The sequence below is a fragment of the Vibrio sp. RE86 genome, from assembly GCF_013114545.1.
In the GTDB taxonomy this organism is placed as follows: Bacteria; Pseudomonadota; Gammaproteobacteria; order Enterobacterales; family Vibrionaceae; genus Vibrio.
Window position 1 is genome coordinate 1 of sequence record NZ_VTXI01000029.1, and the last position, 13,484, is coordinate 13,484.

At 46.1% G+C, this 13,484-nt stretch carries 13 protein-coding genes; all 13 read right to left on the reverse strand.

The window, feature by feature from the left end:
- Positions 1-128: 128 nt before the first annotated feature.
- Entirely contained in the window at positions 129-623 is a 495-nt protein-coding gene (locus F0231_RS19470; RefSeq protein WP_171761346.1) for a DUF2802 domain-containing protein, read from the reverse strand.
- Positions 623-1,117 carry a chemotaxis protein CheW gene (locus F0231_RS19475; protein WP_004413313.1) on the reverse strand — a complete coding sequence of 165 codons (495 nt, stop codon included), beginning with the start codon at positions 1,115-1,117 and terminating at the stop codon, positions 623-625. The genes F0231_RS19470 and F0231_RS19475 overlap by 1 nt, the downstream gene beginning before the upstream one ends.
- A 37-nt stretch (positions 1,118-1,154) precedes the next feature.
- Positions 1,155-2,147 (reverse strand): chemotaxis protein CheW, encoded by a 993-nt coding sequence (locus tag F0231_RS19480; RefSeq protein ID WP_171761347.1) that lies wholly within the window; start codon positions 2,145-2,147, stop codon positions 1,155-1,157.
- On the reverse strand, positions 2,140-2,916 hold the full coding sequence (locus tag F0231_RS19485) for a ParA family protein (RefSeq protein ID WP_171761348.1): 777 nt from the start codon (positions 2,914-2,916) through the stop codon (positions 2,140-2,142). The genes F0231_RS19480 and F0231_RS19485 overlap by 8 nt, the downstream gene beginning before the upstream one ends.
- Positions 2,917-2,925: 9 nt before the next feature.
- Entirely contained in the window at positions 2,926-4,047 is a 1,122-nt protein-coding gene (locus F0231_RS19490) for a chemotaxis response regulator protein-glutamate methylesterase (RefSeq protein WP_171761349.1), read from the reverse strand.
- Positions 4,048-4,071: 24 nt separating this feature from the next.
- A complete protein-coding gene (locus F0231_RS19495) occupies positions 4,072-6,273 on the reverse strand; it encodes a chemotaxis protein CheA (RefSeq protein ID WP_171761350.1) in 2,202 nt (733 codons plus the stop codon).
- Between the two features lie 9 nt (positions 6,274-6,282).
- Positions 6,283-7,002: a protein phosphatase CheZ gene (locus tag F0231_RS19500; protein WP_171761351.1), complete on the reverse strand. Its 720-nt coding sequence runs from the start codon at positions 7,000-7,002 to the stop codon at positions 6,283-6,285.
- 39 nt (positions 7,003-7,041) lie between these two features.
- Complete coding sequence (gene cheY, locus F0231_RS19505) at positions 7,042-7,410, reverse strand: chemotaxis response regulator CheY (RefSeq protein WP_008218307.1); 369 nt, start codon at positions 7,408-7,410, stop codon at positions 7,042-7,044.
- Positions 7,411-7,455: 45 nt separating this feature from the next.
- On the reverse strand, positions 7,456-8,190 hold the full coding sequence (locus tag F0231_RS19510) for an RNA polymerase sigma factor FliA (RefSeq protein WP_171761352.1): 735 nt from the start codon (positions 8,188-8,190) through the stop codon (positions 7,456-7,458).
- Positions 8,183-9,070, reverse strand: a complete 888-nt coding sequence (locus tag F0231_RS19515; RefSeq protein WP_171761353.1) for a MinD/ParA family protein — start codon at positions 9,068-9,070, stop codon at positions 8,183-8,185. Before F0231_RS19515 ends, F0231_RS19510 begins: the two co-directional genes overlap by 8 nt.
- Positions 9,071-9,083: 13 nt before the next feature.
- Positions 9,084-10,571, reverse strand: a complete 1,488-nt coding sequence (gene flhF / locus F0231_RS19520) for a flagellar biosynthesis protein FlhF (protein WP_171761354.1) — start codon at positions 10,569-10,571, stop codon at positions 9,084-9,086.
- A gap of 29 nt (positions 10,572-10,600) precedes the next feature.
- Positions 10,601-12,694, reverse strand: coding sequence for a flagellar biosynthesis protein FlhA (gene flhA / locus F0231_RS19525; RefSeq protein ID WP_171761355.1), 2,094 nt, complete (start codon positions 12,692-12,694; stop codon positions 10,601-10,603).
- A 165-nt stretch (positions 12,695-12,859) separates the two neighbouring features.
- Entirely contained in the window at positions 12,860-13,324 is a 465-nt protein-coding gene (gene sixA / locus F0231_RS19530; RefSeq protein ID WP_171761356.1) for a phosphohistidine phosphatase SixA, read from the reverse strand.
- Positions 13,325-13,484: the final 160 nt, after the last annotated feature.

Below are 13,484 nucleotides of genomic sequence, written 5' to 3' on the forward strand. Positions count from 1 at the left end.
CTAAAAATCAAGGGAGCATTTAACATGGGTAGAACTACAGGCAAAGCCCAACTGAATGATAACCACCTACTGAAGTAGGTGGTTTAGGGCTGAAAATAAAAAAGTGCCGTAAGGCACTTTTAATCATCTTATCGTCTCATTGCTCGCTTTCTTGCAGCAGAACGCTGCCGTTCTGGGCTACTTTCAAGAGGTGGGACTTTTTCTTGCCCTGCAATTTTTTTCTGCAGAGACATCATGAGTTCAGCTTCCGCCTTAGGCAGTTCACACTCTTCAATTAACTCATTGATATCAGCACCAAGCTGAACCATTTTGCTAGCTCTGGAGTAAAGGCGTCCATCACTATCAGCTTGCTCTAACTCAGTGATTCGTTCATTGAGGTGTTGAATAATGTCTTGCTGTTCACTCACTTTTTGCCCCAAACCAACCACAACAGATCGAACTTCTAACAGCTGCTTATTCGCTTTTTGCAGTTCTTTCTCTAAATGGCGGGTTTGTTGGCGCTGGTGTTCAGATGTTCGCGTCTGTCCTTGCTTCAGGCGTAGTAACACCAAGCCTAATAATAAGAAAACTAACGCGGTTGCTCCAGCAATCACTGGAGCACTGGTCATCCAACTACTGTCCATTATAGGTGAGCCATCTCATCCCATTCTTCGTCAGTCAGAAGCTTATTGAGGTCAACCAAGATAAGTAGCTTACCATCGCGGTTGCTAACACCTTGGATGAACTTCGCACTTTCATCTGTACCAACGCTTGGCGTAGTATCAATTTCAGAAGAACGTAGGTATACAACTTCAGCAACACTATCAACCAGAATACCGATCACTTGGTGCTCAGACTCAATCACGATAATACGAGTGTTATCTGTAATTTCACCTTCCATTAGACCGAAGCGAGAACGTGTGTCAATAACAGTCACAACGTTACCACGAAGGTTAATAATACCTAGTACATAGTCAGGCGCACCCGGCACTGGCGCAATTTCAGTGTAGCGCAGAACTTCACGCACCTGCATTACGTTGATACCGTAAGTTTCTTCTTCTAATTGGAACGTCACCCACTGAAGCACTTCGTCGTTAGACTGCTCTTTTCTTACTTCTACTTCATTAGTTTGAGACATACCTTATCCTCTCTAAGCCCCAATTGGCATAAATGTTCTAATTATCTAGTGCTTTGACATCAAGCCCTGCATTAAGCATAGCTATCAATGCTTCTACATGGATCAAAGCACACATTTTTTCTGTGACCATTCCGGCAAGCCAAGGGCGTTTACCTGCGGTTTCGCGCCAGCGTACCATCTCTGGATTCAATGATTCGGTACCCATTAACTGGGTTGATGCCAATCCCCACATACTCTCGCCTAGCATGACGATGTATTGATATTGGTCTTTGTAATCTTCACCTGAGAGCTTTTCTGCCATTACCCATTTCGCGGTATCGACAACATCAAGCTGAGCTTCTCGGCTAGTCTGTAACCCTAAATACCATTCAGGGCGACCAATGAGATGATTCATTTCGCCAATGCGGTGAATTCCACCGAGCTCATCAAGCGGGACAGCAAACGTCACGTTATTGACGTCGAAGTAGAGAACTTGAAAGTCGATATTACGCTGAGTGGATTGCCACTCGCCTAACCCTCCAGCGCCCACTTGTGTCTCAAGCTCGTGGCTAGTTTCGACCTCTACCTCTTCCGAGATAACTTCTTCAATTTCTGGCAGTGCGATCTCTGGTTCAATAATCGGTTCTTGAACTTCAGCGATTGGCTCAAACACTTCTGGTTCAGAGATATCCCAATCCTGGAGTTCAACGACTTCTTCTTCAGCCTGAGCGATAGAAGCCGTGTTTTGATCCATGACTTCTTCTAAATCTAATTCAGCAACCGGGTTGGAGGATTCAAGCTGCTTGAGTAAGCGTTCGACATCCTCCAAGTTTGGTGCTTCAACAGGCTCTGTCGAAAATTCGTAATAACTCATTTCTTCCACCGACTGAACCATAGGTTCCAAAGTAAGTTCCGGTGGCTCTGGCAAGATTGTTGACTGCTCGTCTTGATCTGTAAACTCTTGTTCGATGACTTCTTCCGATTCTTCAAGTAAAGCGGAGAAATAATCATCTAGAGCTTGCTCACTTGAGAGTAACGATTGGTTAGTCATTAATCGCTAACCTCTCAAGATGAATCAAGAGTTGCTTGTAAGCAAACACCCCGCGACTGCCTGATGCAAAGTGAGACACTGGCAAATGCTTTAAGCTAGCATCCCTAAATTTCGTATCAATAGGCACCGCAGAAGACCAAACTTGCGTCGGATAATCTTGTTTCAGCTGCTGCAATGTTTGTAGCGATGCGCGAGTGCGCTTATCGTACATTGTTGGGACAATGGTGACATTAAACGATTTATTGCGAGATTTCTGCATAATCGCTAACGTTCGAACCATTCGCTCTAAGCCTTTCATCGCCAAGAATTCAGTCTGAACAGGAATCAAAATACGATCGCTAGCCGCTAACGCATTAACCATCATCACGCCTAAAATTGGCGGGCAGTCGATGAGTACGTAGTCGTAATGCTCTTTTATTGCTAACAGTGCGCGTTTTAAGATCAGTCCCATACCACTGCGGTTACCCATGACACGATCCAATGTAGCCAATGACATGTGCGCAGGAATGAGATCAATCCCTTCAATATCAGAACGCATCACCAACGGCATCACGCTCTGCTCTGTAAACTCTTTCAATTGGAATAGATCAAACAGACTTGAAGGGACACTATCAGAGTCGTATCCAAGGTAAGTCGTCAGAGAGCCATGCGGGTCAGTATCAACCAACAGTACACGCTTACCTTGTTTACTTAGCAAACCCGCCAGTGTGATCGTTGTGGTTGTTTTCCCCACTCCACCCTTTTGGTTCGCTATGCTCCATACAATCATGATTGACCTCTATGCTAGACCGACTTCGACTAACATTCGCTCTGCAATTCTTTCTAACGGCAAGTCTTCTGTGGAAATACCTGCTTTTGCAACAGCCTGAGGCATGCCATAAACGACACAACTCTCCTCGTCCTGAGCCCAAATTGTCGAACCAACACCTTTGAGCATGCGTGCACCTTCACGGCCATCAGCGCCCATCCCGGTTAGTACCATCGACAAAACTTGATCCGAGTAGATCTTTGCCGCACTACCAAAGGTAACATCAACACATGGCTTGTAGTTCATGCGTTCACCACCATCAATGATGCGTAGCTTCGCAGAACCAGGGCGACCATCAATCATCATCTGTTTACCACCTGGAGCCAAATACGCCACCCCAGGCTTTAGCACGTCACCATCTTCTGCTTCTTTCACCTGAATCTTACACAGGGAATTAAGACGGCTTGCAAATGCAGCGGTAAACGTCGCTGGCATGTGCTGAATAAGCACAATAGGATGCGGATAGTTCGCTGGGAGCTTGGTCAGAATTTTTTGTAGAGCAACAGGCCCACCAGTTGACGTGCCAATAGCAGTCAACTGGTACTTTTTACCAGAGGCTTTAAAGCGAGCTGCAGCACTCGGTTTTGAAGCGACTGGTGCTGCAGGTCTTATCGGCGTACGGGCGGTCGTCGTAGGTTTCGCTGCCGGCGCTGCTGCTGGTGTTTTAGGTGCAGCCATACGACGCATCGACGCGCGTTTTGATGCAATCTGGATAACACGCTGCTGCAGTAAGACAACCGCTTCGTCACGGTTACGTGCGATATCTTCAAACTTTTTAGGTAAGAAATCGAGAGCACCTGCCTCTAAAGCATCTAACGTTGCCTTCGCGCCATCGTGAGTCAATGATGAGAACATCAAAATCGGCACAGGGCTTTTTGACATGATTTCGCGAACGGCAGTGATTCCGTCCATCACTGGCATTTCAATATCCATGGTAATCACATCTGGCTTGATGGATAACGCCTTTTCAACGGCTTCTTTACCATTTGTCGCTACATCGATAACTTCAAGTCGTGCTTCTGAGTTAATAATCTCACTCACTCGGCGACGAAAAAAACTTGAATCATCAACAACTAATACTTTGATTGCCATATATGTCCTTCTATATTCCGCAGTTTAGATTCGCGACGCAGCTGCGTATTGTTTTAGCAAATCTGGCACATCTAGAATCAGTGCAATATGACCATCACTTGTGATCGTCGCACCCGCCATACCTGGCGTACCTTGCAATAGATTATCTAGAGGTTTGATCACAACTTCTTCTTGGCCAATCAAGGCATCAACAACAAAACCGACGCGCTGACTGCCAATTTGAACAATTACAACGTGTCCGTGGCCTTTACGCAGCTCAACTTGACCTGCTTGCGGCGCTAGCCAGTTTTGTAAATAGAAGAGTGGAATCGACTTTTCACGAACGATGATGGTTAGCTGTCCATCAACAACGTTGGTGCGGCTCAAATCTAAGTGGAAAATTTCGTTAACGCTCGCCAAAGGCAGTGCAAATGGGTGACCCGCTACACCAACCATAAGTGTCGGTAGAATCGCCAGAGTCAAAGGTACCTTGATAGTAATCTTTGTCCCTTTGCCCATTTCAGAATCAATATCGATAGAACCGTTCAAGGTATTGATCGCTGTTTTAACAACGTCCATACCTACACCACGACCCGAGATATCAGAGATCTGCTCTTTACTTGAGAAACCTGGCATAAAGATGAGGTTAAAACACTCTTTATCGGTCAGACGTGACGCTGCATCTTCATCCATAATCCCGCGTTTTACTGCGATACCACGGAGTTTGTCTGGATCCATACCGCCGCCATCATCAACGATTGCTAGCTCAATATGGTCACCTTCTTGTGATGCAGAAAGAATGACTTTACCCGTACGAGACTTACCGTTAGATACGCGAACTTCTGGCATTTCAATGCCATGGTCAACGGAGTTACGCACCAAGTGAATCAATGGATCCGCAAGCGCCTCAACCAAGTTCTTATCTAGGTCTGTGTCTTCACCACGCATTTCTAGCGTGATGTCTTTGTTCAGGCTTCGTGCAAGGTCGCGGACAACACGAGGGAAGCGGCCAAATACTTTCTTAATTGGCTGCATTCGCGTTTTCATTACCGCACCTTGAAGATCAGCGGTCACGACATCTAGGTTGGCAACTGCTTTCGACATCTCTTCATCGTTGCTATTTAAACCCAAGCTTAATAAGCGGTTACGAACTAACACCAATTCACCCACCATGTTCATAATGGTATCTAAGGTCGAGGTATCAACACGCACTGTCGCTTCTGCTTGAGGCTTTTTCGCTTGCGTTGCAGGAGTCGCGGCTTCTTTTTTCGCTGGAACTTTTGGCTCTGCTTTCGCTACTGGCTGTGGAGCCGGAGTAACAGGCGCGGCTGGTGCTGGCTTTTCAGCAGCAACTGCAACGTTTTCTGACGCTGGCTTCGTTGCGGCATCTAGCTCTTCAATGCTTGGGCCTTTACCTGAGCCGTGCAGATCATCAAGAAGCTTTTCAAACTCTTCGTCTGTCATCAAATCACTGTCAACTGCAGATGGTGCTGCTGGCGCTGGAGGCACTGGTGGTGGAGTCGGAGCAGCAGGCGCTTCGTTTTCGCCTGGCGCTTTACCTACACCGTGTAGCTCGTCCAGTAATTTTTCGAACTCGTCGTCAGTGATATCACTGCTCATGTCAACGCTAGCTGCAGGGGCTGGCGGAGGTGTCGAGGCAGCAGCGGCTGATTGGCCAGGCGCACTGCCTGAACCATGAAGTTCATCCAGTAGTTTTTCAAACTCGTCTTGAGTAATTTCATCGATGGATCCCGATGAAATGTCAGCTTGAGGCGCAGGTGCCTCAACCACTGGCTCAGGTACGACAGGCGCTTCTACAGCTGGAGGCGCTTGAGCTACGACGGCTTCGTCTGCCGCCTCAGGGGAGCTTAGACGGTGAAGTTCATCCAAAAGGCTTTGCTCTGCTTTTGGCAACTCTTCACGTTCTTGAACCGCTTGGAACTGTTCATTTACGGTATCTAGCGCTTTAAGCATGGTATCCATAAGGCTAGCGCTCACTTGGCGCTGACCATTACGCAAGATATCGAACACGTTCTCTGCACCGTGACAAGTATCAACAAGTTCGGTAAGCGATAGGAAACCTGCACCACCTTTCACTGTGTGGAAGCCGCGGAAAATAGCGTTTAATAGATCTTTATCTTCAGGGTTGTTCTCTAACTCAACCAGCTGCTCTGACAACAGCTCTAGGATTTCTCCCGCTTCGACTAAAAAGTCCTGAAGAATATCTTCGTCTAAATCGTAGCTCATATATAACCTCTAAAACCCAAGACTTGAGAGTAAATCGTCAACTTCGTCTTGTGATGAAACGGCATCATCCCTTTCTTGAGCGTTAAGGATTGGACCTTCCGGGTCCGTAGATGCTTTCTTGTTGTTATTGTTGCTGTCTTCTAAATGGGTGGTACTAAACGCAGTTAGAATTTCCACTAACCGCCCTTCAACTTCGTCCACCAAAGTAATAACACGTCGTATAATTTGACCTGTTAGGTCTTGAAAGTCTTGAGCCATCAATATCTCGGTCAATTGACCGCGTAGCTCCGAGCTGTCACCTTCAACCTCACTTAGTAGGTTATCGATTCGATGACAAAGTGCTTTGAACTCCGCAAGCTCAATACGACCATGCATAAGCTCATTCCATTGAGGACGTACCTGTAGTAAGCCCTCATGGAGATTATCAGCAATAGGCATACAGCGATCGACCGCATCCATGGTTTTATTCGCAGCAACTTCAGTCTTATCAATGACGTATTGGAGGCGATCCCTAGCGTCAGGGATTTCGTCATTGGCGATCTGACTCATTCGTTCATCCACGCTGAAATGTTTAATCGACTCATGTAAGTCACGAGTCAATTCTCCAATTTCTTGCAGCATAGGATTCGAGGTGCCCTCATAAATGCCTTTAACAAGAGTATTTGCTTCTTGTTGCTGGTCATTTTCTAACAGCTCAACGAGTTGCTTTGCCTGTTCTAATGAAATCATTCTGAATATTGGCCTCTCACGCTTTAGTCAAAGCTTTGACTATAAACGTTCGAAAATTTTATCTAGTTTTTCTTTTAATGTTGCTGCTGTGAACGGCTTAACAATATAGCCATTAACACCTGCTTGAGCGGCTTCAATGATCTGCTCGCGTTTCGCTTCTGCTGTAATCATTAACACTGGTAGGTGTTTTAGCTCAGCATCAGCACGGATATGCTTGAGTAGGTCAATGCCCTGCATGCCTGGCATATTCCAGTCTGTCACGACAAAGTCGAATTCACCTTTCTTGAGCATTGGTAACGCCGTTAAGCCGTCATCCGCTTCTTGGGTATTATTGAAACCCAAATCACGAAGTAGGTTCTTAACGATACGGCGCATTGTTGAAAAGTCGTCAACAATAAGGATCTTCATGTTTTTATTCAAAATTGCCTCCACTGAATTTGAGATCAGTGATTTTTACTCATTATTTGTCCAAGCACTCAACTTTGTGCGTAGACGCTGCATTGATTGACTCAGTATTTGGCTAACGCGTGACTCGCTAACACCAATTACCTCGCCGATTTCTTTTAAGTTTAACTCTTCATCATAATAAAGCGAAAGTACTAGAGCTTCACGTTCTGGCAGAGATTTTATTGAATCCACTAATGCTTTGCGGAAAGATTCATCTGCCACACCTTTAAAAGGTAAGTTCTCGTCTTCGCTATCTTCTGGTGATATCGAGTCTTCCGATACACCTAAGTCTTCAATTCCAACCAAACGAGAACAGTTTATATCCGTCAAAATCGTATGGTATTGATCTAGACTAATGCCCATCCGTTGTGCAACTTCTGCATCAGTCGGGTCGCGATTTAACTCACCCTCAAGTACTGCAATAGTTTGACTAACCTCTCGGTTATGTTTGTGAACTGAGCGTGGTACCCAGTCCCCTCGACGAATATCATCGAGCATTGCACCTCGAATGCGAATCCCTGCATAGGTTTCGAAGCTCGCACCTTTACTACCGTCGTAGTTCTTCTGGGCTTCTAGCAGGCCAATCATACCCGCCTGAATAAGATCTTCTACTTGCACACTCGGGGGTAACCGTCCGAGTAAGTGATGAGCAATACGCTTCACCAACACCGAGTATTTTTCTAAAAATGCTCGCTGACTGTTTTGGTTTGCGTACTGGTCATAAGTCAAAGCCTTATTCACCAAATGGTTCCTCTAGAATCTCAGGTCTATTTAGTAAGCGTTCAACAAAAAACTCAAGATGTCCACTCGGAGTTTTAGGAATAGGCCAAGTTAGGGCTTTACTCGCTAGTGAACCGATGGCTAATGCAGCAGGCGATCTCGGGAACGCATCCACTACAATCTTTTGTTTTTTAACTGACTGTCTAACTTTATCATCCAAAGGAATACATGCTACGAGCTCTAGGCTCACATTCAAGAATCGCTCTGTGACCAAGGTCAACTTTGCAAACAATTCTCGGCCTTCTCGGTAGCTTCTGACCATATTTGCAACGATTTTAAATCGCTGAACTTGATGCTCTTTGCTCAGAAGTTTAATTAACGCATATGCATCAGTGATCGAGGTTGGTTCATCACAAACCACCACAACGACATCTTGTGCGGCACGTGAAAAGCTCACTACCATGTCAGATATACCCGCCGCCGTATCGATCAGCAATACGTCCATTTCATCTTCAAGACTGCCAAACGCACGAATCAAACCAATGTGCTGTGCATGGGATAGCTCTGTCATTGACTGAGTACCCGATGTTGCAGGAATAATTTGAATGCCGTAAGGACCTTCAACAATCGCATCCTTGAGATCACATTCGCCCGCGAGCACGTGTCCTAAGTTGCGTTTAGGGCGAATACCCAACATGACGTCTATGTTGGCAAGGCCTAAGTCAGCATCAAGTACCATGACTTTTTTGCCTTGTCTTGCCATCGAGATCGCCATTCCTAGCGTCACATTTGATTTACCTACACCGCCTTTTCCGCCAGTCACAGTAATGACTTTAGTAAGAGAAGGTTGTGTTAAGCGGCGTAATCCGCTTGCTTGGTCTTGTATCATATTCTTCGTCATAATCGTCCGCCGCCTAGAACCTTTCTGATTCACTATTCCAATAGTGAGGTTCGTCATCTGTCGACTTCTCAAGTAATTCGTTTGCTTTAGCGACCATATACTTAGGTTGCGCTATCACAATATCTTCAGGCACTCTTTGTCCATTAGCGATGTAAGCAACTGGTAAAGCATTTTGTACTACCACACTCACAAACTCACCCAAGCTTAATGACTCATCGAGCTTAGTCATAATGCAGCCTGACAGAGGTATTCGCTTAAAGTGATCGATTGTTTCTTGCAACACTTTGCGCTGAGCCGTAGCGGGTAGCACTAAGTAACTGTGGATCACTTCCCCTGTTTCCTGCATTAAGGTGTCGAGTTGTTCAGACAGTCTGACATCTCGCTGTCCCATACCCGCGGTATCAACCAGAATTAAACGACGATTGCGTAACTGATAAATTACATCGGCTAACTCGTTGGAATCTTTAGCGACTTTTACAGGACAACCCATAATTCGTCCGTAAATTGCCAATTGTTCATGTGCACCAATACGATAAGTATCGGTTGAAACTAGCGCTACGTTATCTGCGCCGTACTCCATGGCAGCACGAGCGGCAAGCTTAGCTACGGTCGTTGTTTTACCTACGCCAGTTGGGCCTAATAACGCCACGACACCGCCACGCTTTAGTATGTCTTGTTTTGCTACCGGCACCTGGTCTGAGACGAGTCCCAGCAGCGCTTTCCACGCTTTGGTCGGCGGAGTATCTTCAGGAATGTAACAAGCCAACTGGTCCGCTAAATCCGATGAAACTCCCATGCGCTCTAAGCGTTTGATCAACATTGCGCGTAGCGGTTCTCTGCGCTCGACTTCTTGCCACATTAGACCAGAAACTTGATGTTCTAAAAGGCGGCGAATAGAGGTCATTTCCTCTTTCATCTCTTCTAAATCTTCGTTAGGCAGAGAAGCATCATTTTGGCGCGAGCGTTCAAAACGGGTCGGATCAAGTTTTGCGGCAGGTCTCTCAATACGTCGATCTTCTGCAATCAGACGAGCAAGAGGCGAGTCTTCTCTGACTTGCACGTTTTCACGCGGGTCTTGTCTAGAGGATGACTGGCGTTTGAGCAAAGCAGAGAGCGTATCTGCGCTTGACTCTTCACTGTCACCACTTGAGCCATTACCACTGTATTGTTTAAACATGTTAGCGAAGCGCTTAGACATTGATCGGTCTTCGCCAGCGTGCGATTGCAAACTAACTTTGTCTTCTTCAAGTGCACGAGCTGGGGCAGCACTCGGTAAGCTTGCTGGAGCTTGTCGAGGCGGCGTAGGGTTATGCCTTGGGTTAGAGCCGTATTGGTTGTTAGAAAGGCTTGAACTACCACCATCACCGTCAACAGCAGCGACGATCTCTACTCCACCAGCGACTTTTTTATTCGACATGATCACAGCATCGTCCCCAAGTTCTCCTTTCACTTGGAGCAGTGCAGTGCGCATGTCTTTGGCAAAAAATCGTTTAATTTTCAAATTAAGTACCGTATATCAGCGTATTACAGCTAGTTACCCACAGCTTGAACAATACGAATTTGTTTCTCATCAGGGATTTCTTGGTAAGAGAGTACTCTCAACGAAGGAATCGTGTTCTTGACGAATTTCGCCAAGGTCGAACGTAACACCCCAGAAGTTAGTAACACAGCAGGTTCGCCTTTAAGTTCTTGTTCTTGCGTTGCTTGTGTTAATGAGGATTGCAAACGTTCAGCCAGTCCTGGCTCGATTCCAGCAGATTCTCCACCAGAAGCCTGCATGGTTTGATGCAATATTTGTTCCAGTTCAGGAATAAGGGTAATTACAGGCAATTCTGGCTCTATACCATTGATTTCCTGAACAATTAATCGTTTAAGTGATATACGAACAGCCGCAGTGAGAATGTCAGGTTCTTGACTCTTACTCGAGTATTCGGACAAGGTTTGAACAATCGTTCGAATATCCCGAATCGGAACAGCTTCATTAAGAAGATTCTGAAGGACTTTAACCACCACACCAAGCTGTAACTGATCGGGAACAAAACTTTCCACCAATTTAGGTGTACTGCGCCCCAACATTTCAAGGAGGTTCTGGACCTCTTCATGGCCAATAAGTTGTGATGCATTATTGGTCAGCAATTGGCTCAAGTGCGTCGCCAAAACTGTGGACGAGTCAACAACGGTATACCCCAGTGCTTGAGCGTGTTCACGCTGCTCTTCACGTATCCATACCGCTTCCAACCCAAACGCCGGGTCTATGGTCGGCTCCCCTTCAATCATGCCGTAAACCTGCCCCGGGTTAATCGCTAACTCCATATCTGGGCGGATTTCAGCTTCACCGACAGCCACACCCATTAGGGTAATTCGGTAACTGTTTGGGGTGAGCTCTAGGTTGTCGCGAATGTGGACGGCTGGAATCAAGAAGCCAAAGTCTTGCGACAGCTTTTTACGCACCCCTTTCACTCGCTCAAGTAACTCCCCGCCTTGACCTTGATCAACCAGCGGTATCAAGCGATACCCTACTTCAAGGCCAACAATATCTACGGGTTGAACATCATCCCATGATAGCTCTTTCGGTGTGGTACTTTCTGGCTCTGTAGTCGCAGGTAGGTTTGGTTTCTCCGCTTCTTTTTTCTGCTTTCGCTTAATCCAGTATGCACCGCCGCCCGCTAGAGCAGCCAGCAATAGGAATGCAAAGTGTGGCATCCCAGGGACGATACCCATCACTCCGAGAATCGCGGCTGTGATCATCAATGCTTTAGGGTCATCAAGCATCTGGAAGACAACCTGCTGGCCCATGTCTTCGTCTGTGTTTTGACGCGTTACCATGATCGCTGCGCCAATCGAGAGTAGTAGCGACGGGATTTGAGCAACTAAGCCATCACCAATGGTAAGTAGTGTGTAGATTTCAATCGCTTCGCCAAAACCCAAACCGTTTTGAGCCATACCAATTGATAAACCACCGATGATATTGATAAACAGGATTAAGATACCAGCAATCGCATCCCCTTTTACGAATTTAGACGCACCATCCATCGAACCATAGAAGTCCGCTTCTTTCGTTACTTCTTGACGACGTGTTCTCGCTTGGTCTTGGTCAATCAACCCCGCATTAAGGTCAGCGTCGATCGCCATCTGTTTACCCGGCAATGCATCCAAGGTGAATCGAGCACTTACTTCAGAGATACGCCCTGCACCTTTGGTAACAACCATAAAGTTAATGATCATCAAGATGATAAACACCACAAGACCGACGGCGTAGTTACCGCCGATAACCACACTACCAAAGGCTTCAATAACGTTACCGGCTGCACCTGCCCCTTCGTGGCCATGCAGTAGAACCACACGAGTTGAAGCGACGTTCAAAGCCAAACGAAGCAGCGTTGCAATCAGCAATACGGTAGGAAAAGCTGCGAAATCGAGCGGTCTACGCGTATATACCGTGACTAACAGCACGACCATCGCAAGAGCAATGTTAAATGTGAAGAAAAGGTCGAGTAAAAACGCCGGTATAGGTAAGATAACCATTGCCAACGTTGACAAAACCATCACAGGTGCGCCAATGGCAGGCATCGCACGTTGAGGTATCGAAGGCAGTTTGTCCGCAAACGGCAAAGAAAACTTCATAGTTAAGCAGCTACAATCATTGTGAGGAAAAATAGAAACTTGGTGACATATGCAATATTCGATCCGCCGATTATGTCAATTTAATGGCAAATGTCACCTTGCTGAATAGGTTGAACGTTCGCCCCCAAGCCAGCACCTAGGCTAAAGGGCGACAACCGAATGGTATTACGGATGGATATTAAAAAGCACGTTGCCAGTCAGCTTTTCAAGTGAATAATCAATGCAAATTAAGCCGGATGTTGGGAACATTGGAGGTACCATGTCCGTCACAAACTCAGCCGTCAGATAGCCAACCAGTGGTAAGTGAGAAACCAACAATACGCTCTCATACTTATGAATATCAACCAAGGCAGAAACATAATCTGCAACCTGCTCAGAGTCACCGTATGGGGTGATATCTTCACACGTTTCTACTTGATCAGATGAAAAGTGCGCTGAGATTTCTTGCCATGTTTGTTGAGCTCGAATGTAAGGACTCACTAACACTTTATCGAACTGAGCAAATCCTTTTTCAGCACAAGCCTGAGCGACTGCAACAGACGCTTTTCGACCGTGAGACGTTAGCTCACGCTCCGCATCACTGCTAGCGAAGTGCTCTGCCTCTCCGTGACGCATAATAAAAATTTTCATGGCGATTCCTACTACTATCTCTGCTAGATATGACACTAGCTAAATATTGTTATTTTCTTTGACTACTCAGATCAGTACGGTTTCTAAAGCAGCACACATTATTTTTAGTTGAGCTACCAATAATTATATCAACTTTGCTTAGAAAGACTCTGACTTTCTT

Excerpts from the sequence above, each read along its gene's own strand:
- F0231_RS19490 (WP_171761349.1), bottom strand. The coding sequence starts at position 4,047 with ATGGCAATCAAAGTATTAGTTGTTGATGATTCAAGTTTTTTTCGTCGC.
- F0231_RS19470 (WP_171761346.1), bottom strand. The coding sequence starts at position 623 with ATGGACAGTAGTTGGATGACCAGTGCTCCAGTGATTGCTGGAGCAACC.
- F0231_RS19475 (WP_004413313.1), bottom strand. The coding sequence starts at position 1,117 with ATGTCTCAAACTAATGAAGTAGAAGTAAGAAAAGAGCAGTCTAACGAC.
- cheY (WP_008218307.1), bottom strand. The coding sequence starts at position 7,410 with ATGAAGATCCTTATTGTTGACGACTTTTCAACAATGCGCCGTATCGTT.
- F0231_RS19515 (WP_171761353.1), bottom strand. The coding sequence starts at position 9,070 with ATGACGAAGAATATGATACAAGACCAAGCAAGCGGATTACGCCGCTTA.
- sixA (WP_171761356.1), bottom strand. The coding sequence starts at position 13,324 with ATGAAAATTTTTATTATGCGTCACGGAGAGGCAGAGCACTTCGCTAGC.
- flhA (WP_171761355.1), bottom strand. The coding sequence starts at position 12,694 with ATGAAGTTTTCTTTGCCGTTTGCGGACAAACTGCCTTCGATACCTCAA.
- F0231_RS19485 (WP_171761348.1), bottom strand. The coding sequence starts at position 2,916 with ATGATTGTATGGAGCATAGCGAACCAAAAGGGTGGAGTGGGGAAAACA.
- F0231_RS19480 (WP_171761347.1), bottom strand. The coding sequence starts at position 2,147 with ATGACTAACCAATCGTTACTCTCAAGTGAGCAAGCTCTAGATGATTAT.
- F0231_RS19495 (WP_171761350.1), bottom strand. The coding sequence starts at position 6,273 with ATGAGCTACGATTTAGACGAAGATATTCTTCAGGACTTTTTAGTCGAA.
- F0231_RS19500 (WP_171761351.1), bottom strand. The coding sequence starts at position 7,002 with ATGATTTCATTAGAACAGGCAAAGCAACTCGTTGAGCTGTTAGAAAAT.